Source organism: Citrobacter freundii complex sp. CFNIH9 (assembly GCF_002903305.1).
GTDB classification, from domain to species: domain Bacteria; phylum Pseudomonadota; class Gammaproteobacteria; order Enterobacterales; family Enterobacteriaceae; genus Citrobacter; species Citrobacter portucalensis.
The window spans coordinates 1659306-1682630 of record NZ_CP026238.1 but is presented as its reverse complement, the minus strand read 5'-3'; the positions used below and the strand labels follow the sequence as shown (position 1 = coordinate 1682630).

Sequence of the window (23325 nt, the reverse complement as noted above, 5' to 3'; positions counted from 1 at the left end):
TGCGTCGATTTTGCACCTGTTCCGTGTTAGCGCGTCTTAATTACCAGACGATTGCTCTGTTTGACTTCTTCCATTACTACATAAGTACGTGTGTCATTCACGCCAGGCAGACGCAGCAGGGTTTCCCCCAACAGCTTACGGTATGCCGACATATCCGGTACGCGTGTTTTCAGCAAATAGTCGAAATCACCGGAAACCAAATGACACTCTTGAATTTCTTCAAGTTTTTGTACTGCAGAGTTAAATTGTTCAAACACATCCGGGGCGCCACGATTCAGAGTAATCTCAACAAAAACCAGAAGTGATGCATCCAGATAATGCGGGTTTAACAGCGCTGTATAGCCCTGAATAAAACCCTGTCTTTCCAACCGACGCACACGCTCAAGGCAGGGCGTTGGTGAAAGTCCCACACGTTTAGAAAGCTCGACGTTAGAAATACGCCCATCCTTTTGCAGCTCATTAAGAATGTTACGATCGATACGGTCGAGATCTTTGCCAGGGCGCTTCTTACTATCTACCATTATTATTGTCTCTCTGTATTCCTTCCCTACTCCTGCCTGACTCTACCAACATCACTGTTCAGAGTCGCTACCCATCAAAATAAACCGCAACCCAGAGGGATTTTCGGTTCGCAATGTCTGGGTTTATGGTGAGAAGACCGTTGCCTGTCGGCGGCTATCGACATCACGAATGGCATCTGTCCACACCATGCGTAGATTTCGCTAACACGGTAAACATGGTATCTACATGCATGATTATGCAGCACATACATGACACAGTTTTTTTCTTCCTTGAATGTTTTCGCAAAACAGCAGGGGATTGTCAAAGCAAAACATCGATTTTTAGTACAACATGCCAGTTATTCATTCGCAGTGATGGAAAATCGTCATTTTATCACCTTATAACTGACCGATTTTAAGTAGAAATCGTTATAGTATTACGACTAATTCTGCCGTTCATCGGTTCCCGCTATTACACATATTGTTAACAAAATCGCCATACTCTTTTTTTACGCCTGTAAATTCCCTACAATCCTGCTCATTGCCTGCTAACAACTATGGGGATCTCATGGGCGCAACCAAACACAGTAAACTTCTTATTCTGGGCTCTGGCCCTGCAGGGTATACCGCTGCGGTCTACGCTGCACGCGCGAACCTGCAACCGGTACTGATTACCGGTATGGAAAAAGGTGGTCAGTTGACCACAACAACAGAAGTGGAGAACTGGCCTGGCGATCCGCACGATCTCACAGGCCCATTGCTGATGGAACGCATGCACGAACATGCGACCAAATTTGAAACTGAAATTATTTTTGATCATATCAGCAAAGTTGATCTGCAAAACCGCCCTTTCCGTCTGACCGGCGACAGCGGTGAATACACCTGTGACGCACTAATCATCGCCACAGGTGCGTCAGCACGCTACCTGGGTCTGCCTTCAGAAGAAGCCTTCAAAGGCCGTGGCGTTTCCGCCTGCGCGACCTGCGACGGTTTCTTCTACCGTAACCAAAAAGTTGCGGTGATCGGCGGCGGCAACACTGCTGTTGAAGAAGCGCTGTACCTGGCGAATATCGCATCTGAAGTGCATTTGATTCACCGTCGCGACAGCTTCCGCGCCGAGAAAATCCTGATCAAGCGTTTGATGGATAAAGTCGAAAACGGCAACATCGTGCTGCATACCCACCGCACACTGGAAGAAGTGACCGGCGATCAAATGGGCGTAACCGGACTGCGCCTGCGCGATACGCAAAACACTGACAACGTCGAGTCACTTGACGTTGCAGGCTTGTTTGTCGCTATCGGCCACAGCCCGAATACCGCCATTTTTGACGGTCAGCTTGAACTGGAAAATGGCTACATCAAAGTTCAGTCCGGGATTCATGGTAACGCCACCCAAACCAGCATTCCGGGTGTATTCGCCGCCGGTGACGTGATGGACCATATTTATCGCCAGGCGATCACTTCAGCAGGCACCGGTTGTATGGCTGCGCTTGACGCAGAGCGTTATCTCGACGGTCTGGCAGACGCTTGCAAATAAGTTTTACAAATCAGTAACAAAAGTAAAAAAGGCGACTATAAGTCGCCTTTATTTTTGCCTCGTTGTAACATTGTCCTGCCCAAAAATTCCAATAACTCACCTGCTAAGCGTGCAATGAATAAAACCCGTCAAAAAGAGCTGACCCGCTGGTTAAAACAGCAAAGTGTAATTTCCCAACGATGGCTGAACATTTCACGCCTGTTGGGGTTCGTGAGCGGCCTGTTAATTGTCGCTCAGGCCTGGCTCATGGCCCGAATTCTCGACCATATGATCATGGACAATATCCCCAGAGAGGCGCTTCTGCTCCCTTTCATTGTGCTGGTATTAATTTTCATCCTGCGGGCATGGGTCGTCTGGTTACGCGAACGCGTCGGGTTTCATGCTGGCCAACATATCCGCTTTGAGATTCGCCGCCAGGTGCTTGACCGTCTGCAACAAGCAGGTCCCGCCTGGATACAAGGCAAACCAGCCGGGAGCTGGGCTACGCTAATCCTGGAACAGATTGATGACATGCATGATTACTATGCACGTTATCTGCCGCAAATGGCGTTGGCCGTATGCGTCCCCTTATTGATCGTGGCGGCGGTATTCCCGTCAAACTGGGTAGCCGCCCTTATTCTGCTTGGAACTGCCCCGCTGATCCCGTTGTTTATGGCGATGGTTGGTATGGGTGCAGCCGATGCTAACCGCCGCAACTTTCAGGCTCTTGCCCGCCTCAGTGGCCATTTCCTCGATCGCCTGCGGGGCATGGAAACGCTAAGAATCTTTGGCCGCGGTGAAGCTGAAACAGAAAGCATCCGCGCAGCGTCACAGGATTTCCGCCAGCGCACCATGGAAGTCCTGCGCCTGGCGTTTCTGTCATCCGGTGTCCTTGAGTTCTTTACCTCCCTGTCCATCGCACTGGTCGCGGTTTACTTCGGTTTTTCCTACCTCGGTGAACTCGATTTTGGCCACTACGGGACTGGCGTCACATTGGCAGCTGGCTTCCTGGCGCTCATTCTGGCGCCGGAATTTTTCCAACCCCTGCGCGATCTGGGCACGTTTTATCACGCCAAAGCACAAGCCGTTGGTGCAGCAGACAGTCTGAAAACCTTCATGGAAACCCCGCTTGCACATCCTGAGCGTGGCGATATTGAGCTGACTACAAAAGACGCAGTTTCAATTGAAGCAGAAGATCTGGTCATCACCTCGCCGGAAGGTAAAGTGCTTGCAGGTCCGCTCAACTTTACCCTGCCAGCGGGCCAACGCGCGGTGCTGGTTGGCCGCAGCGGCTCCGGCAAAAGTTCGTTGCTCAATGTCCTGTCCGGTTTTCTCTCTTATCAGGGATCGCTGCGGATTAACGGCTTTGAGCTGCGCGACCTGTCGCCTGATTGCTGGCGCAAACAGCTGTCCTGGGTTGGACAAAACCCGCAGCTCCCTGCCGCCACGTTACGCGATAACGTGCTGCTCGCTCGCCCCGATGCCAGCGAAGAACAGCTGCAAGCCGCACTCGACAGCGCCTGGGTCAGTGAGTTTTTACCACTTCTGCCACAGGGTGTGGATACACCAGTAGGCGATCAGGCTGCTCGACTTTCTGTCGGACAAGCGCAGCGCGTTGCCGTGGCTCGCGCCTTACTCAATCCATGTCAGTTGTTGTTGCTTGACGAGCCCGCCGCCAGCCTTGATGCACACAGCGAACAACGCGTGATGCAGGCGTTGAAAGCAGCGTCACGCCGCCAGACCACGCTGATGGTGACACACCAACTTGAAGATCTTGCCGACTGGGACGTTATCTGGGTGATGCAGGACGGACAGATCGTTGAACAAGGCACTTATGCCGAACTTAGCGCAGCCAACGGGGCGTTTGCGACATTACTGGCTCATCGTCAGGAGGACATTTAAATGCGCGCTTTGCTACCTTATCTGACGCTGTATAAACGTCACAAATGGATGTTAACCCTGGGGATCGTTCTGGCGATCGTCACACTGCTGGCAAGTATTGGTTTGCTGACGCTTTCCGGCTGGTTCCTGTCGGCTTCTGCTGTGGTGGGTGTCACCGGGATTTACAGTTTTAACTATATGCTCCCTGCTGCCGGGGTACGCGGTGCGGCAATCACCCGAACCGCGGGCCGCTATTTCGAGCGATTGGTCAGCCACGACGCGACGTTCCGCGTGCTGCAACATTTGCGTATTTATACCTTCAGCAAACTGCTGCCGCTCTCCCCTGCTGGCCTGTCCCGTTATGGACAAGGTGAATTGCTTAACCGCGTAGTGGCAGATGTCGACACGCTCGATCATCTCTATTTGCGCGTGCTCTCCCCGCTTGTGGGCGCTTTTGTCGTCATCATGGTGGTCACGCTGGGGCTAAGCGTTCTCGATTTCACGCTGGCTATCACTCTCGGCGGTATTATGCTGCTGACCTTATTTATCCTACCCCCACTCTTTTATCAGGCAGGTAAAAGCACCGGGCAAAGCTTGACGCATTTACGTGGGCAGTATCGTCAGCAGTTAACATCCTGGCTGCAGGGCCAGGCTGAACTGACCATCTTTGGCGCCAGTGAACGTTACCGCGCCCAAATGGAAGCCACCGAGTTGCAGTGGCATGAAGCCCAACGACGTCAGTCTGAATTAACGGCGCTATCACAGGCGGTCATGCTGTTAGTCGGCGCACTGGCAGTGGTTGTAATGTTATGGATGGCCTCAGGCGGCGTGGGTGGCAATACTCAACCTGGCGCACTGATCGCGCTGTTTGTCTTCTGTGCGCTGGCCGCGTTTGAAGCTTTAGCACCCGTCACCGGGGCGTTTCAGCATCTCGGACAGGTTATTGCCTCTGCGCTGCGCATCACCGAACTGACCGAACAACAGCCAGAAGTCACCTTCCCGGATACCGGTTCTCCAGTTTCTGAGCAGGTCACTCTCACGCTACACGATGTTTCATTCAGCTATCCGGGGCAAACACAAAAAGCGCTCGACACCCTTTCGCTGCAGGCTCAGCCCGGTGAACACATTGCGATTCTCGGTCGCACCGGCTGCGGTAAGTCAACGTTACTACAATTGCTGACCCGCGCATGGGATCCGCAGCACGGCGAAATTCTGATTAATGAGCAGCCGATTTCAGCCCTCAGTGAAACCACGCTGCGCCAGAGCATCAGCGTCGTGCCACAGCGCGTGCACCTGTTCAGCGCGACGCTTCGCGATAACCTGCTGCTGGCAGCACCGCACGCCAGTGATGACACATTATCCGCAATGCTGTGCCGCGTCGGTCTGGACAAATTGCTAGAGGGTGACGGACTCAATGCCTGGTTAGGCGAAGGCGGTCGTCAGCTTTCTGGCGGCGAACTCCGTCGTCTGGCTATCGCCCGCGCCTTATTGCACGATGCACCACTGATGCTGCTGGATGAACCGACCGAAGGGCTTGATGCCACAACAGAAAGCCAAATGCTTGAATTAATTGGCGATGTCATGCGCGATAAAACCGTACTGATGGTGACACATCGTCTGCGCGGCTTGTCACGTTTTGATCAAATAATAGTGATGGACAACGGACACATTATTGAGCAAGGTAATCACGCAGATTTGTTAGCCCGGCAGGGGCGTTATTACCAGTTTAAGCAACGTCTGTAAGCTATTATTGAACGATCAAACTCGCGTAGTGGAGTTTCGCTGTCATGCGCCTGGTGCAATTGTCCCGCCATTCTATAGCCTTCCCTTCACCGGAAGGCGCTTTACGCGAGCCTAACGGTTTGTTGGCGCTTGGCGGCGATCTCAGTCCAGCTCGACTGTTAATGGCCTACCAGCGCGGAATTTTCCCGTGGTTTTCACCTGGTGACCCCATCCTTTGGTGGTCGCCCGATCCACGCGCCATTCTTTGGCCCGAGAAATTTCATCTCAGCCGCAGCATGAAACGTTTTCATAAAAACTCGCCTTATCGCGTGACGCTCAATTACGCGTTCGGTCAGGTGATTGAAGGCTGCGCGAACGACCGGGAAGAAGGCACCTGGATAACGCATGATGTAGTGGACGCCTACCATCGCCTGCACGAGCTGGGCCATGCGCACTCCATTGAAGTATGGCGACAAAATGAATTAGTGGGCGGTATGTATGGCGTGGCGCAAGGTACACTATTTTGTGGCGAATCAATGTTCAGCCGTCAGGAAAATGCGTCCAAAACCGCACTGCTTGTTTTTTGCGCTGAATTTATCCGTCAGGGCGGAAAATTAATCGACTGCCAGGTATTAAATAGCCACACAGCTTCGCTGGGCGCCGTCGAAACCCCACGTCGGGAGTACCTTGAACACCTGAGCAGACTGCGCCAGCAGCGGCTACCGAGCCATTTCTGGGTTCCCAGGACGTTATTTTCGCCTCAGGGGTGAATGTTTTCGGCACATTTTTTGTCGGGGTGTTATAATTGTCGCGCAGAGTTGGTTTAGCCCATTACCCCGCCGCCGTTAAGGAACAGTTCGCGTCAGGCAACGCCTATCGTTTATCTCCTCGTTCCCTTACACGTTGCGCTTTAAGTGCGGCTTTGCCGTGTGTGGTTAGAGTAATGCGCCAAACCCGATTTGCTGTGTTTTAAACGCACAAATCTTTACTTATTAAAAGAACTTCGGCATTATCTTGCCGGTTCAAATTACGGTAGTGATACCCCAGAGGATTAGATGGCCAAAGAAGACAATATTGAAATGCAGGGTACCGTTCTCGATACGTTACCTAATACCATGTTCCGCGTAGAGTTAGAAAACGGTCACGTGGTTACTGCACACATCTCCGGTAAAATGCGTAAAAACTATATCCGCATCCTGACGGGCGACAAAGTGACTGTTGAGCTGACCCCGTACGACCTGAGCAAAGGCCGCATTGTCTTCCGTAGTCGCTGATTGTTTTTAACGCCCGAATGGCGTCCAGATAATAAAAGGTCGGTTTAACCGGCCTTTTTTGTGGGCCAAGGTCAGGTATTTAATCCTCAATCATCCGCGCATATTCTTCTGTTAAGAAATCCACTAATGTGCGTACTGACGGCAATAATCCCCTGCGTGATGGAAAGACTGCGTGAATTATTTCTCGCTTCGGTTCCCAGCCGTCGAGCAATGCTACCAGTTCACCCGCGGCTACTTGATCTTTTACCATCAGCTGTGGAAGTTGAACTACCCCCACACCGGCAACTGCGGCTTCACGTAACGCCAGCATATCGGTGGTGATCATACGCGGCGTGAAATGCACCTCCGCACGTGCGCCCTGCGGCCCGAATAATTCCCAACGATGCACATGTTTACCCGTCGCCAGACTCAGGCCCGGCCAACGCGTCAGCTCCGCCGGAGAATGTAGCGTTCCCATTTGCTCGATTAACTGCGGGCTGGCATACAAACGATGTCCCCTGTCCGCCAGCACACGCATCACCAGGTCGCTATCCTCAAATGGTCGGGGCCTGACGCGAATCGCCACGTCCAGGCCCTCTCCAACAACGTCCACGCGGCGGTTAGTGGCCTCCAGTTGCACTGATACGTCAGGATAACGCGCCATAAAACGGGCAAGCATTGGCCCGATATGCACATGCAGCAGCGTGACCGGACACGTCAACTTCACCACGCCACGCGGTTCAACCTGTAACGCGGCAATCGCATCCTGCGCTGCCTGCGCTTCCACCAGCATCGCCTTACAGTGTTCGTAAAAGGTTTGTCCAACTTCAGTCACGTTAAACTGGCGGGTGGTTCGCTGAATCAGTCGAACTCCCAGCGTCTCTTCCAGTTGCGCTATCCGTCGGCTTAGTTTTGATTTCGGTTCATCAAGCGCCCGACCCGCCGCCGCGAATCCCCCTTCCTCTACAACATGTACAAACCATGCAAAATCATTGAGATCCGGCTTTGTCATTTTATTGTCCTATTAATGAGACAGTGAGGACTATTTTAGCTACTACTCAGCTCGCTGTCATGAATATAAGCTTATTCACATCAAGATAACGCCACAGAGGAGACACATATGAAACAAGTAACAGGCGTCTACACCGCACCTCGCCCACACTGGGTTGGCGATGGATTTCCGGTTCGCTCGATGTTTTCTTACCAGTCTCATGCTGAGCAACTAAGTCCGTTCCTGCTGCTGGATTACGCCGGTCCACATACGTTTACGCCGGGTAACGAAAAACGCGGCGTAGGCGAACACCCTCACCGTGGTTTTGAGACGGTGACCATCGTTTACAGCGGCGAAGTTGAACACCGTGATTCAACCGGTCGCGGCGGCATTATCGGCCCCGGCGACGTGCAGTGGATGACCGCAGGAGCAGGAATATTGCACGAAGAGTTCCATTCACCTGAATTTACCCGTCAGGGTGGCGAACTGGAAATGGTACAGCTGTGGGTCAATCTGCCAGCAAAAGACAAAATGGCCGTTCCGGGTTACCAGGGCATCAGCAGCGATGTGATCCCCACTGTCGCCCTGCCTGATGAAGCAGGGAGCGTTCGTGTGATTGCGGGCAGCTATCAGGATACAAAAGGCCCGGCACATACCTTCTCGCCGCTGAACGTCTGGGATATGCGTTTGCAACGTAATCATCAGCTCACGTTGTCCCAGCCGGAAGGATGGAGCACTGCCCTGGTGGTATTGAAAGGGAATATCACCGTAAACGGCACTACGTCTGCCAGCGAAGCGCAACTGGTGGTGCTGAGCCAGCAGGGGAAAACGCTGCATATTGAAGCCTCCAGCGACGCCAGCGTGCTGCTGCTTTCTGGAGAACCGTTGAACGAGCCGATTGTAGGTTACGGTCCATTTGTAATGAACACGAAACAAGAAATCGCTGAAGCCGTACGCGATTTTAACTCCGGCCGCTTTGGCCAAATCTGAATCGAAGGAGAAGAATATGTCCAGTCCTGCAAACTTTAATGGTTCACGTCCGGTCATCGATGTGAATGATTCCGTCATGCTGCTTATCGATCATCAGAGCGGGCTGTTCCAGACCGTCGGCGACATGCCAATGCCAGAACTGCGTGCGCGTGCCGCCGCGCTGGCTAAAATGGCGACTCTGGCGAAGATGCCGGTGATTACCACGGCATCCGTACCGCAGGGACCTAACGGCCCGCTGATCCCTGAGATCCACGCCAATGCGCCGCATGCCCAATATGTGGCGCGTAAAGGCGAAATCAACGCCTGGGATAACGAAGACTTCGTGAAAGCGGTCAAAGCAACGGGTCGTAAAACGCTGATTATCGCCGGTACGATTACCAGCGTGTGCATGGCTTTCCCGGCTATCAGCGCGGTTGCGGAAGGCTATAAGGTTTTCGCTGTGATCGACGCTTCCGGTACTTACAGCAAAATGGCGCAGGAAATCACCCTGGCTCGTGTTGTTCAGGCTGGCGTCGTGCCGATGGATACCGCCGCAGTCGCTTCTGAAATTCAGGGCACTTGGAACCGTGAAGACGCCGCCGAATGGGCGGAAGTGTATACCAAAGTCTTCCCGGCTTATCAGTTGCTGATCGAAAGCTACAGCAAAGCTCAGGAAGTCGTGACCAGCGGCGAAAAACTGGACTCTCAGCGCTAATCCTTTCCTCCGCGCCTGCCTGGGCGGAGGAATATGTATATTGCGTAACCAAACGAGAGTTAACACGTAAATTCTGCTTGACCGTTTTAGCGCAACTCCCTATAGTAGCGCCCCGTTGCCCCCCAAGCGGTCAGGCAGCAATACAATATGGTGAGGTGTCCGAGTGGCTGAAGGAGCACGCCTGGAAAGTGTGTATACGGCAACGTATCGGGGGTTCGAATCCCCCCCTCACCGCCATATTTTAAGAAGAGCTCGTACGCAAGTACGGGCTTTTTTTTCGCATGTTGCATACCAGCGGGGGGATGAGAAGCCCCGACCGGGGTTCGACTGCTGGCGCAGCCAGTTGGACAGACCGGGAGCATCGCGAACGGGCTGCCCCGAAGGGGCGAGCAAAGCGAGTCAATCCCCCCTCACCGCCATATTTTAAGAAGAGCTCGTACGCAAGTACGGGCTTTTTTTTTTCGCATGTTGCACATCTACGGGGGGATGAGAAGCCCCGACCGGGGTTCGACTACTGGCGCAGCCAGTTGGACAGACCGGGAGCGCAGCGAACGGGCTGCCCCGTAGGGGCGAGCAAAGCGAGTCAATCCCCCCTCACCGCCATATTTTAAGAAGAGCTCGTACGCAAGTACGGGCTTTTTTTTCGCATGTTGCGCGCCAGTGGGGGGGTAAATCCCCCACTGTATGATGAACGCTTTCCGATATACACGGAGTACTTTTATTACGTACTTAGCTTATTTTAATATCATCCCAATCGATATCTTCCTCTTCTTGATCATTATTTATAATTACATCCCGAGGAACATCTTTTTTGATAACGGCATAGACAGTAGCCGTGACAAATATATTAACTATCAATGCCATAATACCGGCCATTGGGTGTGACATTGTAGGAATCATCAAAACACCACCAAAAGGTACTGTTGCATCAGCGCCATAAACCATGGTGATTGCACCACCACAAGCACCGCCGATTGCTGCAGCAGCAATACCACGAACGATATCATTCATAACTATGGGTATAGATCCTTCAACAATATTCACCACCCCCATAGGAACAGCCGATTTTAACATTTCGATTTCTTCGTTATTATAAATATTTTTGCGAAGAAGTTTGGCAATAAAGAATGCAAGCCCAAAACCGATAGGTGTTGCCGTGTTAACTAACTGTAGGGCCGTAATTGGTTCATTTATACCCTGCGCCTGGAGTGTTAAGACAAATGCAAAACACGTTTTATTTATCGGACCGCCAAAGTCAACGATACACAACGCTCCTATAACAGCACCTAATAGTAAATTAGATGAAGTTCCCATACTTCTCAGGAACGATGTAAGAGCGTCTGTAAAAATACCAATAGGCGTACCGATGATATAAACCATAATCAGGGCACTGAGAACGGATGCAAAAAATGGCACAATCAATGTGGGCATTAACCCCCTGGCCCAGTCAGGCACCTTCATATTTTTAATAATAGCAAGAGAAATATACCCAGAAATGTAGCCGCCGATCATGCCACCAATGAAGCCCGCACCAATAGCATTAGCCGCCAGACCAACGACAAAACCAGGGGCTATACCGGGCTTACCTGCGATAGAACCGGAAATCCCGATAGCTATAACGACGGGTAATAGTCCAAGCGCCTTGGCCCCCATAGTCGCGAAGGCCTGCCACAGATCAAATTGACCCGGTACTAAAGTGTCCTGAACCGTCCCCCCAAGACCCATACCAATTGCAATAATAAATCCAGCACCACAAACAATGGGAATCAAGAATGAGATGGCAGTAAGCAGATGACCCTTAGGGTTTGCTGCTTTCCATACTTCTTTAATATTCATAAATTACGCCCTTTAATTTATATAGGATACGCATAGGTAAAAGTTATGAATTTACTAATTCACTGAGTTTTTCAATAAGCTTATTGGGAGATTTAACTGCCATTTCAGTTGGCACTCTGACTACTTTCTTTCCAGCGAATCTTTCTTCACCAGAAACCTTAACATCGGCGGCTAACAGTACAATGTCGGCTTGTATGATCTCATCAGCGGTTAAGGCATTCTCGATACCTATAGTGCCTTGTGTTTCAATTTTGACATTATGCCCTGCTTTTTTCGCAGCTATTTCAATTTTCTTTTGCGCAATATATGTATGTGCAATACCTACAGTACAGGCTGTAACGCCAACAATATTCATAACTATTCTCCAGGATTTAATTATTTGCTATGCTATGGCAGAGGTGTTGATTAAATTAAGCGTTAATGCCTTCATCTTCAGGGATCAAAAGTTCGATGATTTTCTGAGGATCATTTTCTTTCAGCAATTTTTCTATTATTTCTTCATCTGCTAATGAGCTAGAGACTTGTGATAGTAAACGGATATGAGTTGCATTTTGATCCACTAGACAAACAGCAAATAAAATAATACAACGAACATCACTACCATCCATTGTTTCCCAGGGTATTTGATGCTGGGTTCGTCCAATAGCCAATGCAGTACGGGCCACGCCTGAGGATTTCCCATGTGGGATCGCAACATGATTCTCGAACCCAGTGGAGCCTTGTTCCTCGCGTAGCCAGACATCTTTTAGAAAATCATTTTTACTGATGACAACTCCATCAAGCACTAATAAGTCGGTTAATTCTTCAATGGCTTCTTCTTTTGTTTTAGCCATCATATTTAGCTTAATGTTCTTTGCATTAAGCACATCCGAAATATTCATAACTCACCTTCATTAATATAATAGGGTTACAGCGCCCTCAACCGAATAAATCAAGAGCGAGAGTAAAGAGACAGATCGGTTAAATAGACTCTTTACCCTAAGTAATGGCTTAATACGGTTGAGTACGCTGTAATTTTAGGCAGCGACTTCGCGCTGATAGATATCGACCATTTTATCCCAGGCATCACTGACATTATCCGCCAGGGAGAACAGGCCCGAGGTTCCCACAATAAAGACGTCAACGCCGGACCGGGAGATCACATTAAAGGTTTTCTCGTTGCAGGATCCATCAATCTCGGTCAAGTAGTGGTAGCCTTTATTTTCACGCATCGCAATCAGTTCTTTGATTTTGGTGAGTGATTCCGGAATAAACTTCTGCCCTGCGTAGCCGGGGTCAACCGACATAACGGTCACTTTATCCAGCAGATGTGCGTACTCTTTAATAGCATCCGCTGGAGTTGCCGGATTCAACACCACGCCACACCGGCGACCAGCATCTTTAATCTGGTTCAGCAGGCGGAATATTTTGTTATTCGCCGTTTCCGGATGGAAACTGATAATATCGGCTCCCGCATCAATACACATTGGAATAATATCTTCCGGGTGATTCACCATCAAATGCACATCAATTGGTACATCGGTAATTTTCTTCAGGTTTTCGATAAAGAATGGTGACAGCGTAATGTTCTTCACATAGCTACCGTCCATAATATCGACGTGATAAAAATCAGCTCGGCCATTCATTGCCGTAATTTGTTCTCTGAACTGCGTTAAATCCATACACATTAACGAGGGCGAAAATTTAGCTGCCATACCTTACCTCCATAAAAATCAATTAGTTAAATAATGAAACGACATGCCCAAGTATGATGCCAACAACGCCGAAGTCCGCATCACCAAAAGTGGTGGATGCAAAACCAAGGTCGCCCATTAGAGGCAGCAAGATTGCAGGCAAAAACGAAATCAGCAGACCGTGAGCGAAGGCCCCCACCACCGCACCTCGGCGACCACCGCAGATGTTGCCGTAGACGCCCGCCGTCGCGCCGCAGAAGAAGTGCGGTACCAAACCCGGAACAATGACGCTTAAACCAAACAGAGGGCATAGGAACATGCTCACCAGACCGGCGGCAAAACTTGACAGAAAACCGACGATTACGGCATTCGGGGCGAACGGAAAGACGGTTGGGCAGTCGAGCGCCGGTTTGGCGTCTTTCACCAACTTGTCGGCGATACCTTTAAAGGCTGGAACAATTTCGGCAATAATCATGCGTACACCCGCAAGGATGATCCACACGCCTGCCGCAAAGGTCAGCGACTGGATAACGGCGAAGATGATAAAGTTCTGACCACCACTGACGCTGCTCTCAACAAATTCCTTACCTGCAACCAGCACCAGAATTACAAACAGGATCATCATCGTCAGAGAGATAGCAACCGAGGAGTCCCGCAGGAAATTCAGTGATTTCGGCACCTGCATTTCTTCAATTGACGGGCTACCTTTACCGACCGCTTTTCCCACCAGCGCCGACAGCAGATAGCCAGTTGAACCAAAATGACCTAGTGCCAGATCATCAGTACCGGTTATTTTGCGAGTGAACGGCTGCAGAATGGCCGGAGAGACCACCATCATGATGCCGAGGATCACCGCCCCGACCAGTATCACCCAAAATGGTGACAGGCCGCCGACGGAGAGAATGACAGCCAGCATCGCCGCCATATACAGCGTGTGGTGCCCCGTCAGAAAGATGTATTTCAGCGGTGTAATGCGGGCAAGAACAATGTTAAACAGCATCCCCAGCACCATGATCATTGCCGTCGCGGTACCGTAGTTTTTCTGCGCCAACGCCGCCATGGCGTCAGTATTTGGCACAACTCCCTGAATATGGAATGAGTACTCAAACAACTGGCTAAACGTTGTTAACGTAGTGGCAACAATCGCCGCACCGGATGTTAGTATTACAAAACCCATTATAGTTTTAAGAGTTCCGGAAATAACCTCGGAGACTGCTTTTTTTTGCAATAATAAACCGATCATGGAAAACAGACCGACCAGTATTGCTGGTGTGCCCAATACATCATGAATAATAAACTGCAGCATAGAATGACTCCGTAGGGCCGCAAAAAATTAGTCAGAGATTCTCGGAAAGAATTTCTTTGATTTTATTGTTATCCAGTAAATTAGATAAGCCAAAGACCTGTGCAGCATGGCTGGATAGATGTTCAGCAATATCTTTAGCGCTAAGAATAATATCTGCACTTTCACTTTTTGCCGACGTCAGGTCAGTATGTGAAACAATTGCTTCTTTATTTAGCTCTTTAATGATTTTTTTCACGTTCATTTCAACGATAAAACTGCTGCCTAAACCGTTACCACACACAATCAGAATTTTTTTCATCTTTACCTCACTATCCTTTGATAACGGCTTGAATTTTTTCCAATGAGGATGCTTTTAACAATGCTGAAAGTCTTTCATCATCGCTAAAAATATCCGCAAGGGCTGTGATCATATTAATGTGTTCATCTCCCGAAATCGCACATAACATAATCACCACATAAATAGGATCATTGTCTTCCGAGTCAAAAGAAATGCCTTGTTTAATATGCAAAAGCGATAAGCCATTTTTAATCCCACCCTGTTCCGGACGAGCATGGGGCATCGCCAGACCAGGTGCTAAAATATAATAAGGACCGAGTTCCTGATGGCTATTTAAAATGGCTTTAATATAAGCCTGAGTTATCGACTCTTTATCCAATAAAGGTTGTGCCGCTAACGTAATGGCCTGTTTCCAGTCACAGACTGAATCCACAATTTGGATATTTTCTGTAGGTAACCAGGTCGTAATCATAAATACCCCGATAGCGTTGAAATTGAGCCTACTATAGAGGAATGCCTTCACGCCTTACCGTGATCTCTCTCGCAAAGTTAGCGCTAACACGATGGCGATGTTAAAATTCTTGTTACCGCTAATTTCATTAACCATACTTATCATGACTTTGCAGTTGGGCAATGCGCAAAACGCTAAACATCATTTACAATGGGAGCCCAGACAGGCTAAAGGAGGACATCAGTGCAGACGTTACAAGCGGACGATAACGATAGCGCGCGAGAAAAACGCAGGAAAAACACTGGCAAAATTACGCTCGCCGAAGTGGCAAAACTGGTCGGCGTTAGCACGATGACCGTGTCGCGCGCACTACGTATGCCTGAAAAAGTGAATCCTGAACTACGCACCCGCATCGAAGCAGCGGTGAACGAGTTGGGCTATGTGCCAAACCTGCAGGCCCGCAGCCTCGCCTCTGCTGACTCCAGTCTCGTAATGGGTGTGGTGCCTTCTTTTTCCTCCCCTGGATTTCTTGCCGTCTCCGAAACGCTACAGACGGTGATCGCGACCCAGGGCTACAGCATGATGTTTATCGAGTCCGGCCAGGGTGGACAAAGCGAAGAAAAAGCCTTTGCACAAATGCTCGCCTATAACCCGGCAGCGATTGTTCAGTTCAATATTGATAACATCAGCAGTTGTTCGCAGATGATAAGTAATACCGGCGTGCCGGTGGTTGAGATTGGTGCTATTAATCGCGATGCTAACTGGGTCAGCATCGGCGTTGACTACGCTGCGGCCATTAAAAAGCTTGTCACGTCCCTTGCACAGAGCGGATATAAAAATATCGGCCTGCTCTGTACCGCCTCCAATAACATTATGTTTCGCCAGGTGCTGAGCGGCTGGAACAGCGCCATGCTCTCGGTTAACCACTCCCCACATCGCGTGGTGACCTCTCACCTACCAGCAGGCATAACGACCGGTTTAAACCTGCTGGGAGATATTCGTATCACCTGGCCAGAGCTGGATGCGCTGATTTGTACATCTGATGAAATTGCCTGCGGCTGCATTATGGCCTGCCACGGTGCAGGACAAAAAGTGCCCAACTCCCTGGCATTGGCAAGCTTGAGTGGTGGTACTCTTGCCGCAGTTTGCTCACCTTCGCTGACTGCTGTCGAGTTCCCATGGAGTGAAACAGGAACTCGCGCAGGAAAAACGTTACTTGATCTCCTTGCTGGCAATTCGACGGATAAATTCATTGAATTACCATCAACGTTACAAGTTCGCGCGAGCACCAGAAAAATGTAATGCGGTAATATATTTATTGATTTGTCATCCTGCCTACAGCCCTGCATATCTCCGTAGGCCTGATAAGCGAAGCGCCATCAGGCATGGCAGTTATTGTCGGCTGAGCAGCGTTAGCACTTCATAGTGCGCGGTGTGTGGGAACATATCGAAAAGTTGGACGCGTTCAATGCGATACCCAGGCAACTCACGAATATCCTTCGCCATGGTTTGCGCATTACAGCTGGAATAAACGATAAAACGCGGTGCCATGCGGGAAAGAAAATCGCACAACGGTTTTCCAATCCCGCGACGCGGCGGATTCACCAGCACCAGGTCAGGTACTTCACCCTGAGCGGTAGCAAACTGGGTTGAATCCAGCGCCTGAAAATGCAGATTCTGCAACCCAAGCTCCTGCGCTGACTGCTTCGCGCAGGTAATCGCCTCTGGCGCGATTTCAATCCCTGTCAGTTTCATTTGCGGTGTAGCACAGTGCAGACCAAAACCCCCAACGCCGCAAAACAGATCCCACATGTGATTAACCGGAAGCTGACGCACCCAGTCACGCGCCGTGGCATATAACTGCCCCGCCACTACCGGATTGGTCTGGAAGAAGCTCTGCGGGCGGATCCACAACGGCACATCGTTAAAGCGTTCCGCCAGCGCCTGTTGTTCCGTCAGGAAGATTTCTGTCTCCCCTTCCATAATCGCCATATGCACCGGCTGAATATTGGCAGTGATCACTTTTAACTGTGGGAGTTGTGCCTGCAACCAGGGTAGTGCCGCGCGCAGTTGTGCCAGTTTTGCGTCAGAACGCAGGACAAAACGCAGCATCATACCGCCGTCGTATCGGCTTTCCGTTAACAGCAGATATTTCAGCTCCCCGCGTTTGCGCGCCACGTTATAGGGCGTCAGCCCCGCCCGAGCGATAAACGGCTTAAGCGCGGCAAATACGGGCGCAAAAGACTCAGGATAGAGCGGACAGTCGCACAAATCCTCAGGCGTACCGTCACGATGCAGCATTCCCAGAAGCGGTTTTTCCACGCTGCCGCTGACCACCATTTTGGCTTTATTACGAAACGCGCTTTCCGGACCACTGACCGGCGCGCACCATTCTCCGACCGGATACTCGGCCAGCAGATTCTGCAGATCGGCTGTTTTTTCGAAGAGTTGATCGGCGACAGGCTGTGTTATCCACTGACAGGAGCGGCAGCGTTCGGCGTCATATAGTGCGCACTGCATACAAAGACCTACAAATTAACCGGGGGCCAAGATTATACACGTTATTGCAAACGGAAGAACCGCCTGCTGGACGCAGGAACAAACAGCAGCAGCAATACCAGCATATCCGGCAGTTTTTGCATCACCAGCGTATGCAGGATTTCGCGTCTGGACTCCCCCGCAATGCTGAACAGTTCAGGATATCCGTAGCCCAACGAAGCAGCCCACAGATAGACGCTGGCGATAATCTGGGTCAACAGATAGATCCAGCGTGCCCAGTTCCGTCCTTTTACCAGCGAAAATGCGCAGTAAATTTCGATAAATAGCAGCACCAGACTGCCCAGAAACACCAGCGTCAAATTCCAGGTCTGCACACTGCGATGAATAAACTCACTGGTTCCACGAAACCCAAGCGTATTAAAAATCATCAACAGATCGAGACAGCGGATCATGATAATAGCCAGCGCCGCCACCTGCACCAAAGCAGGGACGTTTAAGCGAGCATGTGATGTGGATGATTTCTTAAAAAATCCCAACGCGTCGTCTTCCATGAAAACGGCGCAGCCACCACAGCTGCGCCGTATAGACAGGTTGGCAGATTTTAGTTTTTTCAGCCGCGTCTTGCACGTTGGATATCGCGGATCCGTTGTTTTTCTGTTCGCGCCATCAGATACCACGCGATAAATCCGATAATTCCTACCACACCAAGGATCAGCGTCGCCAGGGCGTTGATCTCCGGGTTTACCCCCATACGTACGCTGGAGAACACCAACATCGGTAACGTTGTGGCGCCAGGACCAGAGACAAAGCTGGCAATAACCAGATCATCGAGTGACAGCGTGAAGGCTAATAGCCAACCGGAAATCACCGCCGGCATAATCATCGGCAGGGTGATGACGAAAAAGACCTTCAGCGGCGTGGCGCCGAGATCCATCGCAGCTTCCTCAATGGAGTGATCCAGTTCGCGCAAACGTGAAGAAATCACCACTGCTACGTACGCCGTACAGAAAGTGACGTGCGCCAGCCAGATGGTCAGCATGCCGCGATCCGCCGGCCAGCCGATGGCGTGAGCCAACGCAACAAACAGCAGCAGCAGCGACAAACCGGTAATGACATCCGGCATGACCAGCGGCGCGGTGATCATAAAGGCGAAACCATTCGAACCACGAAAACGACCAAAGCGCACCATTACCACGGCGGCGATGGTGCCAAGGATTGCCGCCATCGTCGCAGCACCCGCAGCAATCGTTAAACTCATGCCGACGGCGCTTATCATCGCGCTATCGTGGAAAAGCTCGCCATACCAACGTGTTGACCACCCCGCCCAGACCGTCACCAGCTTCGAGCTGTTAAACGAATAGATAACCAACATCAGCATAGGCGCGTACAGGAAGGTAAAGCCCACTACCAGGATAAAAATACGCCACGGCGAGCGAACGACCGGTAAGTTATTCATCCGTGTTCCCCCACGCTTTTTTGCTGATATTTATGGAACCACATGATCGGCACAATCAGTAGCAGCAGCATAATAATGGCGACAGCAGAAGCCACCGGCCAGTCGCGGTTATTAAAAAACTCCTGCCAAAGCACACGGCCAATCATGATGCTATCCGGTCCGCCCAACAGTTCCGGGATCACAAACTCGCCAACAGCCGGAATAAATACCAGCATTGACCCGGCGATAATCCCACCCTTGGTCAACGGCACAATCACGCTAAAGAAGGTCTTCAGCGGCCGGGCACCTAAATCCAGCGCCGCTTCCACCAGCGAGTAATCGATACGGGTCAGCGCGGTATAAATCGGCAGCACCATAAAGGGCAAATAGGCGTAAACAATACCGATGTAGACCGCCAGATTGGTGTGCAAAATCGTCAACGGTTGGTCGATTACGCCCAACCACATCAGGAAGTTGTTCAGCACGCCGTTGTTTTTTAGGATCCCCATCCAGGCATATACGCGAATTAAAAACGAGGTCCAGGACGGCAGGATCACCAGCAACAGCAGAATATTACGCGTTGAGGGTTTACTGTGCGCGACGGCCCATGCCAGCGGGTATCCCAGCAGCAGGCAACAGATTGTCGAAATTCCCGCCACCTGTAACGATTGCAGGTAGGCATCGAAATAGAGCGGATCGTCCGTTAACTGCAGGAAGTTGGCTAAGTTGAGCGTGATGGATAGCTGATCGTCAGCCCATGAAACGAGGTCCGTATAGGGAGGAATAGCGCGCGCCATTTCAGCCAAACTGATTTTGAAGACGATCAGAAAAGGCAGCAGAAACAGGAGCAGCAGCCACACATACGGCAGCGCGATCACCAGCTTGCGCCCGTGCTTCATTTGCAGCCGCGACATAAACAGCGTGAATCGCCCTGCTTTATCCACGCGTGCCGGAGGTTCAAGTGTACTCATCTTCGCTCCTTAAACCGTCAACACCACACAGCTGTCCGCATCCCAACATAAACGGACCTCGTCACCCCAGGTTGGTAACCCTTTACGATAACGATGTTCATTTTGTAGCTGGGCGCTCAACATCTGGCCGCTTTTCAAACGTACGTGGTACACCGACAAATCCCCCAGATAGGCAATGTGCACCACTTCGCCTACAGCGAAGTTATAACCCTCTGGCGGAGGGGCTTCGCAGAGCATGATTTTTTCCGGACGCAGCGCAACATACACCGGGACGTTATCGACAACAGAAGCATCGGCGTCCACTTTCAGCGGATGCACCAGACCAGGAGACTCAATCACCAGACCGTCTTCCTGGCGTTCTTTTAGCAGTCCCTCAAAAACGTTTACCGAACCGATAAACTCTGCGCTGTAACGCGTAGTCGGATGCTCATAGATCTCTTCCGGCTCGCCAATCTGGACAAATTTGCCACGGTTCATGATCGCAATACGGCCCGCCATCGTCATGGCTTCTTCCTGATCGTGTGTCACCATCACGCAGGTCACGCCGACGCGTTCAAGGATATCCACCACTTCCAGTTGCATGCGGTCTCGGAGTTTTTTATCCAGCGCTCCCATCGGCTCATCCAGCAGCAGCAGTTTTGGCCGTTTCGCCAGACTACGCGCCAGTGCCACACGCTGACGCTGGCCGCCAGAAAGCTGATGCGGCTTGCGTTTGGCGAACTCCTGCATATGCACGAGTCCCAGCATCTCATTCACCCGACTGGCGATTTCAGCCTTCGGCAGTTTGTCCTGCTTGAGGCCAAAGGCAATGTTCTGCTCGACAGTCATGTGCGGAAACAGAGCATAGGACTGAAACATCATATTAATCGGACGCAGATAAGGCGGGACATGCGCTAAATCGACGCCATCAAGCATGATTTGCCCGGTGGTCGGCAGTTCAAATCCTGCTAACATGCGCAGCAGAGTCGATTTGCCACAGCCGGACGCGCCGAGCAGAGCAAATATTTCACCTTTGTAGATAGTAAGATTGACGTCATCAACGGCGTGCTGGCCGTCAAATGACTTGGTCAGATTGCGAATTTCAAGCAGCGGGGTCAGCGCCTTGCGGATTTTCGCTTGTGGGCGTGGGGTTGCATCATTCACTCAGGTGCTCTCCGGCATAAAACAAAGAAACGGTGCAAATAACGCACCATAACGGTGCGTATTGCCGGGTTATATGTGTCCGGGTTCAACGCTGCCCGGCAGGCAAAAATCCTGCCGGGTCATGTCCCAAACATCGGTTTATTTCCCGCTTTTTACCTTCGTCCATGCGCGGGTACGTACACGATCGATCTTCGGATCCTGTACTTTCAGTGTGAACAGCTTGGCGCGAACATCCGCAGGCGGGTAGATACCCGGGTTGTCACGAACTTCAGGGCTGACCAGAGCCGTCGCTTCTTTGTTGGCATTGGCATAAAACACGTGGTCGGAGATATGCGCAATCACATCAGGGCGCAGCAGGTAATTGAGGAACTGATAGGCTTCATCTTTGTTTTTCGCATCGGCAGGCATCGCGAATACGTCAAAGAACGCCATTGCACCTTCTTTAGGAATTGAGAAGGAGATATTGACGCCATTTTTCGCTTCTTTCGCACGGTTTGCCGCTTGCCATACGTCCCCTGCCCAGCCAATCGCGACGCAGGTATCACCGTTTGCCAGGTCGTTAATATATTGCGAGGAGTGGAAGTAGCGAATATTTGGGCGCAGCTTCAACAGCAGATCGGTTGCCGGTCCGGTGTAATCATCCGCTTTGGTACTGTTTGGGTCTTTACCCAAATAGTTCAGCACCGTGGCAAACACCTCTTCGGGCGCATCGAGGAAAGAGACGCCGCAGCTTTTGAGTTTTTCCAGATTTTCCGGTTTGAGGATTAAATCCCAGCTGTTAACCGGCGCATCTGGCCCCAGCACCGCTTTGACTTTATCCACGTTATAACCAATACCGGTCGTAGCCCACATATACGGCATCGCGAACTTGTTGTCCGGATCGTGTTTACCCACCAACTTCAGCAGTTCAGGATCAAGATTTTTCCAGCCCGGCAATTTGCTCTTATCAAGCGGCTGGAATACGCCCGCAGTCAGTTGACGCTCAAGGAAGCTGGCAGAAGGAACGACAAGGTCAAAGCCGGTACTGCCAGCCATGAGCTTACCTTCCAGTACTTCATTGGAATCAAATACGTCATAGATAACTTTAATTCCGGTCTCTTTTTCAAAATTAGCCACCGTGTCCGGGGCAATATAATCAGACCAGTTATATATATGCAGCGTTTTTTGTTCAGCAGCGAGCGTGCCGGCAGAGATGGCCATCAGAGCACCCGCAACCAGGCCTGATAACCATTTTTTATTTAAGGCGGTCATAATCTCTTTCCTTCTGAAAGTTCGTTAACAAACGAACAAAAATGTCACACTCTAATGATATGCAAGAAACGTGCATATTCTTTCATGCGGCACCGATGAAAAGAGAGACCTCTCCTCATGCCGCTGTTGCTCGCTGGCATCCGCCTATGCATTCAACACACATTGTGGCCACAGGTCAGGTCACAAGGGGCTGTTTAAATGATGACGTTGGTAAGCTTCGCAAGAATAACTTTAGCCAGGAATTGTGGATATAGCCCAGATTAAAAAACGTCTTTTATCAATTTTTTATGCAGGAATTGTCTATGACATAAAGCGGAAGGCGCTGAATCGAGGTGAATAATTCTTTAATGAAAGGTTAAATGCAGAATAAAAACAGGCAATACGCAACCGCTCTGGCAGCGGCTGCGCAATATATGTCCAGATTCAGGAAGAATTAATGGAGGAAATGAATTTCAGCGGTACTGTTTTGCGCATCATCTTCAGCATTAAATAACAGCTGATGCGCTCCGGCTTCGAGGATCACCATCGATATTTGCTCTTCGCTCTGGCGAACAAAACATTCAAACTGCTCAAAGGTTACGCCCGGCGTAACGGATAAAGACTGGCAAACCACCAGCTTTGGCAGATTATCATCCTGCATATCCAGAAACGCTTTCACCGTCAGTGAACTGGCATTGATCGCAGACAGATCGGCTGCCAGTGGCAGCAATGCAGAAGGTCTGACTTCCGCCATCGCAGAAAACAGAATGACGTTATCGACCAAATCAACTTTTGCATCAAAGATGCCGTCAAAATTCTGCATGTGTGGCAAGTGCAGCGCCTGACAGGTATCGCATTCAAAAAAACTCATGCCCAGGTCGTCGAGCCATTGACGCAACGTATCCAGAGTGGGAACGACCAGTGATGTCATAATAATGTGCGACCTCTATTGATGAA

General features: G+C 50.6%; 24 protein-coding genes, 1 tRNA gene and 1 other RNA gene. 10 read left to right on the top strand and 16 right to left on the bottom strand.

The window, feature by feature from the left end; translation table 11 throughout:
* Positions 1-26 precede the first annotated feature (26 nt).
* Complete coding sequence (lrp, locus tag C2U43_RS08470) at positions 27-521, bottom strand: leucine-responsive transcriptional regulator Lrp (RefSeq protein ID WP_002439523.1); 495 nt, start codon at positions 519-521, stop codon at positions 27-29.
* Positions 522-1068: 547 nt separating this feature from the next.
* On the opposite strand from lrp, the gene trxB reads away from it, so the two are divergent.
* From trxB to infA, 5 genes are all read left to right on the top strand, one after another.
* Complete coding sequence (gene trxB, locus C2U43_RS08460) at positions 1069-2037, top strand: thioredoxin-disulfide reductase (protein WP_003831889.1); 969 nt, start codon at positions 1069-1071, stop codon at positions 2035-2037.
* Positions 2038-2151: 114 nt separating this feature from the next.
* On the top strand, positions 2152-3918 hold the full coding sequence (cydD, locus tag C2U43_RS08455) for a heme ABC transporter permease/ATP-binding protein CydD (protein WP_003831887.1): 1767 nt from the start codon (positions 2152-2154) through the stop codon (positions 3916-3918).
* Positions 3919-5640 carry a heme ABC transporter ATP-binding protein/permease CydC gene (gene cydC, locus C2U43_RS08450; RefSeq protein WP_103284956.1) on the top strand — a complete coding sequence of 574 codons (1722 nt, stop codon included), beginning with the start codon at positions 3919-3921 and terminating at the stop codon, positions 5638-5640. It abuts the gene before it with no gap.
* Between the two features lie 44 nt (positions 5641-5684).
* The gene (gene aat, locus C2U43_RS08445; RefSeq protein WP_032948928.1) at positions 5685-6389 is read left to right on the top strand and encodes a leucyl/phenylalanyl-tRNA--protein transferase; all 705 of its coding nucleotides are present in this window, start codon (positions 5685-5687) and stop codon (positions 6387-6389) included.
* Between the two features lie 285 nt (positions 6390-6674).
* Positions 6675-6893 (top strand): translation initiation factor IF-1, encoded by a 219-nt coding sequence (gene infA / locus C2U43_RS08435; protein WP_002211347.1) that lies wholly within the window; start codon positions 6675-6677, stop codon positions 6891-6893.
* Positions 6894-6972: 79 nt separating this feature from the next.
* Here infA and C2U43_RS08430 read toward each other — a convergent pair whose 3' ends face one another.
* Positions 6973-7884 (bottom strand): LysR family transcriptional regulator, encoded by a 912-nt coding sequence (locus C2U43_RS08430; protein WP_003831675.1) that lies wholly within the window; start codon positions 7882-7884, stop codon positions 6973-6975.
* Between the two features lie 108 nt (positions 7885-7992).
* Between C2U43_RS08430 and C2U43_RS08425 the strand changes: the two genes are divergently transcribed.
* The 4 genes from C2U43_RS08425 to C2U43_RS08410 all read left to right on the top strand — a co-directional run bounded on the left by C2U43_RS08425 (position 7993) and on the right by C2U43_RS08410 (position 9966).
* Positions 7993-8853, top strand: a complete 861-nt coding sequence (locus C2U43_RS08425) for a pirin family protein (RefSeq protein WP_003831674.1) — start codon at positions 7993-7995, stop codon at positions 8851-8853.
* Positions 8854-8869: 16 nt separating this feature from the next.
* Complete coding sequence (locus tag C2U43_RS08420; RefSeq protein WP_003831673.1) at positions 8870-9547, top strand: isochorismatase family protein; 678 nt, start codon at positions 8870-8872, stop codon at positions 9545-9547.
* Positions 9548-9696: 149 nt separating this feature from the next.
* Positions 9697-9784: transfer RNA gene (locus C2U43_RS08415), tRNA-Ser, on the top strand.
* 44 nt (positions 9785-9828) lie between these two features.
* A non-coding RNA gene (locus C2U43_RS08410) (RtT sRNA) lies at positions 9829-9966 on the top strand.
* Positions 9967-10276: 310 nt separating this feature from the next.
* Here the strand turns inward: C2U43_RS08410 and C2U43_RS08405 are convergent.
* The 7 genes from C2U43_RS08405 to C2U43_RS08375 all read right to left on the bottom strand — a co-directional run bounded on the left by C2U43_RS08405 (position 10277) and on the right by C2U43_RS08375 (position 15111).
* Positions 10277-11383 (bottom strand): PTS fructose transporter subunit IIC, encoded by a 1107-nt coding sequence (locus C2U43_RS08405; protein ID WP_103284955.1) that lies wholly within the window; start codon positions 11381-11383, stop codon positions 10277-10279.
* A gap of 43 nt (positions 11384-11426) precedes the next feature.
* Positions 11427-11738: a PTS fructose transporter subunit IIB gene (locus tag C2U43_RS08400; protein ID WP_103284954.1), complete on the bottom strand. Its 312-nt coding sequence runs from the start codon at positions 11736-11738 to the stop codon at positions 11427-11429.
* A gap of 55 nt (positions 11739-11793) precedes the next feature.
* Positions 11794-12264, bottom strand: coding sequence for a PTS sugar transporter subunit IIA (locus C2U43_RS08395; RefSeq protein ID WP_103284953.1), 471 nt, complete (start codon positions 12262-12264; stop codon positions 11794-11796).
* A 135-nt stretch (positions 12265-12399) separates the two neighbouring features.
* Positions 12400-13077 (bottom strand): D-allulose 6-phosphate 3-epimerase, encoded by a 678-nt coding sequence (gene alsE / locus C2U43_RS08390; RefSeq protein WP_103284952.1) that lies wholly within the window; start codon positions 13075-13077, stop codon positions 12400-12402.
* A 22-nt stretch (positions 13078-13099) separates the two neighbouring features.
* Positions 13100-14362, bottom strand: coding sequence for a PTS ascorbate transporter subunit IIC (locus C2U43_RS08385; protein ID WP_080625471.1), 1263 nt, complete (start codon positions 14360-14362; stop codon positions 13100-13102).
* A gap of 31 nt (positions 14363-14393) precedes the next feature.
* Positions 14394-14660, bottom strand: coding sequence for a PTS sugar transporter subunit IIB (locus tag C2U43_RS08380; RefSeq protein WP_103284951.1), 267 nt, complete (start codon positions 14658-14660; stop codon positions 14394-14396).
* Positions 14661-14670: 10 nt separating this feature from the next.
* Complete coding sequence (locus tag C2U43_RS08375) at positions 14671-15111, bottom strand: PTS sugar transporter subunit IIA (protein WP_103284950.1); 441 nt, start codon at positions 15109-15111, stop codon at positions 14671-14673.
* Positions 15112-15333: 222 nt separating this feature from the next.
* Here C2U43_RS08375 and C2U43_RS08370 point away from each other — a divergent pair, with 222 nt between their 5' ends.
* On the top strand, positions 15334-16392 hold the full coding sequence (locus C2U43_RS08370; RefSeq protein WP_103284949.1) for a LacI family DNA-binding transcriptional regulator: 1059 nt from the start codon (positions 15334-15336) through the stop codon (positions 16390-16392).
* A gap of 90 nt (positions 16393-16482) precedes the next feature.
* Here C2U43_RS08370 and rlmC read toward each other — a convergent pair whose 3' ends face one another.
* From rlmC to C2U43_RS08335, 7 genes are all read right to left on the bottom strand, one after another.
* Positions 16483-17610: a 23S rRNA (uracil(747)-C(5))-methyltransferase RlmC gene (gene rlmC / locus C2U43_RS08365; protein WP_103015122.1), complete on the bottom strand. Its 1128-nt coding sequence runs from the start codon at positions 17608-17610 to the stop codon at positions 16483-16485.
* 41 nt (positions 17611-17651) lie between these two features.
* Positions 17652-18140 carry a YbjO family protein gene (locus C2U43_RS08360; protein WP_003035378.1) on the bottom strand — a complete coding sequence of 163 codons (489 nt, stop codon included), beginning with the start codon at positions 18138-18140 and terminating at the stop codon, positions 17652-17654.
* 59 nt (positions 18141-18199) lie between these two features.
* Positions 18200-19045: a putrescine ABC transporter permease PotI gene (gene potI / locus C2U43_RS08355; protein ID WP_008784246.1), complete on the bottom strand. Its 846-nt coding sequence runs from the start codon at positions 19043-19045 to the stop codon at positions 18200-18202.
* Positions 19042-19995 (bottom strand): putrescine ABC transporter permease PotH, encoded by a 954-nt coding sequence (gene potH / locus C2U43_RS08350; protein WP_003831667.1) that lies wholly within the window; start codon positions 19993-19995, stop codon positions 19042-19044. Before potH ends, potI begins: the two co-directional genes overlap by 4 nt.
* Before the next feature lie 9 nt (positions 19996-20004).
* Positions 20005-21138: a putrescine ABC transporter ATP-binding subunit PotG gene (gene potG, locus C2U43_RS08345; protein WP_003831665.1), complete on the bottom strand. Its 1134-nt coding sequence runs from the start codon at positions 21136-21138 to the stop codon at positions 20005-20007.
* 138 nt (positions 21139-21276) lie between these two features.
* The gene (gene potF, locus C2U43_RS08340; RefSeq protein ID WP_003831664.1) at positions 21277-22389 is read right to left on the bottom strand and encodes a spermidine/putrescine ABC transporter substrate-binding protein PotF; all 1113 of its coding nucleotides are present in this window, start codon (positions 22387-22389) and stop codon (positions 21277-21279) included.
* 433 nt (positions 22390-22822) lie between these two features.
* Positions 22823-23299 carry a YbjN domain-containing protein gene (locus C2U43_RS08335; protein ID WP_103284948.1) on the bottom strand — a complete coding sequence of 159 codons (477 nt, stop codon included), beginning with the start codon at positions 23297-23299 and terminating at the stop codon, positions 22823-22825.
* Between the last annotated feature and the right edge of the window lie 26 nt (positions 23300-23325).

Bases quoted from the DNA above. Each gene is read 5' to 3' on its own strand.
- infA (WP_002211347.1), top strand. From the start codon at position 6,675: ATGGCCAAAGAAGACAATATTGAAATGCAGGGTACCGTTCTCGATACG.
- C2U43_RS08360 (WP_003035378.1), bottom strand. From the start codon at position 18,140: ATGGAAGACGACGCGTTGGGATTTTTTAAGAAATCATCCACATCACAT.
- potH (WP_003831667.1), bottom strand. From the start codon at position 19,995: ATGAGTACACTTGAACCTCCGGCACGCGTGGATAAAGCAGGGCGATTC.
- lrp (WP_002439523.1), bottom strand. From the start codon at position 521: ATGGTAGATAGTAAGAAGCGCCCTGGCAAAGATCTCGACCGTATCGAT.
- potI (WP_008784246.1), bottom strand. From the start codon at position 19,045: ATGAATAACTTACCGGTCGTTCGCTCGCCGTGGCGTATTTTTATCCTG.
- C2U43_RS08375 (WP_103284950.1), bottom strand. From the start codon at position 15,111: ATGATTACGACCTGGTTACCTACAGAAAATATCCAAATTGTGGATTCA.
- aat (WP_032948928.1), top strand. From the start codon at position 5,685: ATGCGCCTGGTGCAATTGTCCCGCCATTCTATAGCCTTCCCTTCACCG.
- cydD (WP_003831887.1), top strand. From the start codon at position 2,152: ATGAATAAAACCCGTCAAAAAGAGCTGACCCGCTGGTTAAAACAGCAA.
- C2U43_RS08405 (WP_103284955.1), bottom strand. From the start codon at position 11,383: ATGAATATTAAAGAAGTATGGAAAGCAGCAAACCCTAAGGGTCATCTG.
- C2U43_RS08395 (WP_103284953.1), bottom strand. From the start codon at position 12,264: ATGAATATTTCGGATGTGCTTAATGCAAAGAACATTAAGCTAAATATG.
- rlmC (WP_103015122.1), bottom strand. From the start codon at position 17,610: ATGCAGTGCGCACTATATGACGCCGAACGCTGCCGCTCCTGTCAGTGG.
- trxB (WP_003831889.1), top strand. From the start codon at position 1,069: ATGGGCGCAACCAAACACAGTAAACTTCTTATTCTGGGCTCTGGCCCT.
- potF (WP_003831664.1), bottom strand. From the start codon at position 22,389: ATGACCGCCTTAAATAAAAAATGGTTATCAGGCCTGGTTGCGGGTGCT.
- C2U43_RS08380 (WP_103284951.1), bottom strand. From the start codon at position 14,660: ATGAAAAAAATTCTGATTGTGTGTGGTAACGGTTTAGGCAGCAGTTTT.
- cydC (WP_103284956.1), top strand. From the start codon at position 3,919: ATGCGCGCTTTGCTACCTTATCTGACGCTGTATAAACGTCACAAATGG.
- C2U43_RS08385 (WP_080625471.1), bottom strand. From the start codon at position 14,362: ATGCTGCAGTTTATTATTCATGATGTATTGGGCACACCAGCAATACTG.
- C2U43_RS08430 (WP_003831675.1), bottom strand. From the start codon at position 7,884: ATGACAAAGCCGGATCTCAATGATTTTGCATGGTTTGTACATGTTGTA.
- C2U43_RS08425 (WP_003831674.1), top strand. From the start codon at position 7,993: ATGAAACAAGTAACAGGCGTCTACACCGCACCTCGCCCACACTGGGTT.
- C2U43_RS08335 (WP_103284948.1), bottom strand. From the start codon at position 23,299: ATGACATCACTGGTCGTTCCCACTCTGGATACGTTGCGTCAATGGCTC.
- alsE (WP_103284952.1), bottom strand. From the start codon at position 13,077: ATGGCAGCTAAATTTTCGCCCTCGTTAATGTGTATGGATTTAACGCAG.
- C2U43_RS08420 (WP_003831673.1), top strand. From the start codon at position 8,870: ATGTCCAGTCCTGCAAACTTTAATGGTTCACGTCCGGTCATCGATGTG.
- C2U43_RS08400 (WP_103284954.1), bottom strand. From the start codon at position 11,738: ATGAATATTGTTGGCGTTACAGCCTGTACTGTAGGTATTGCACATACA.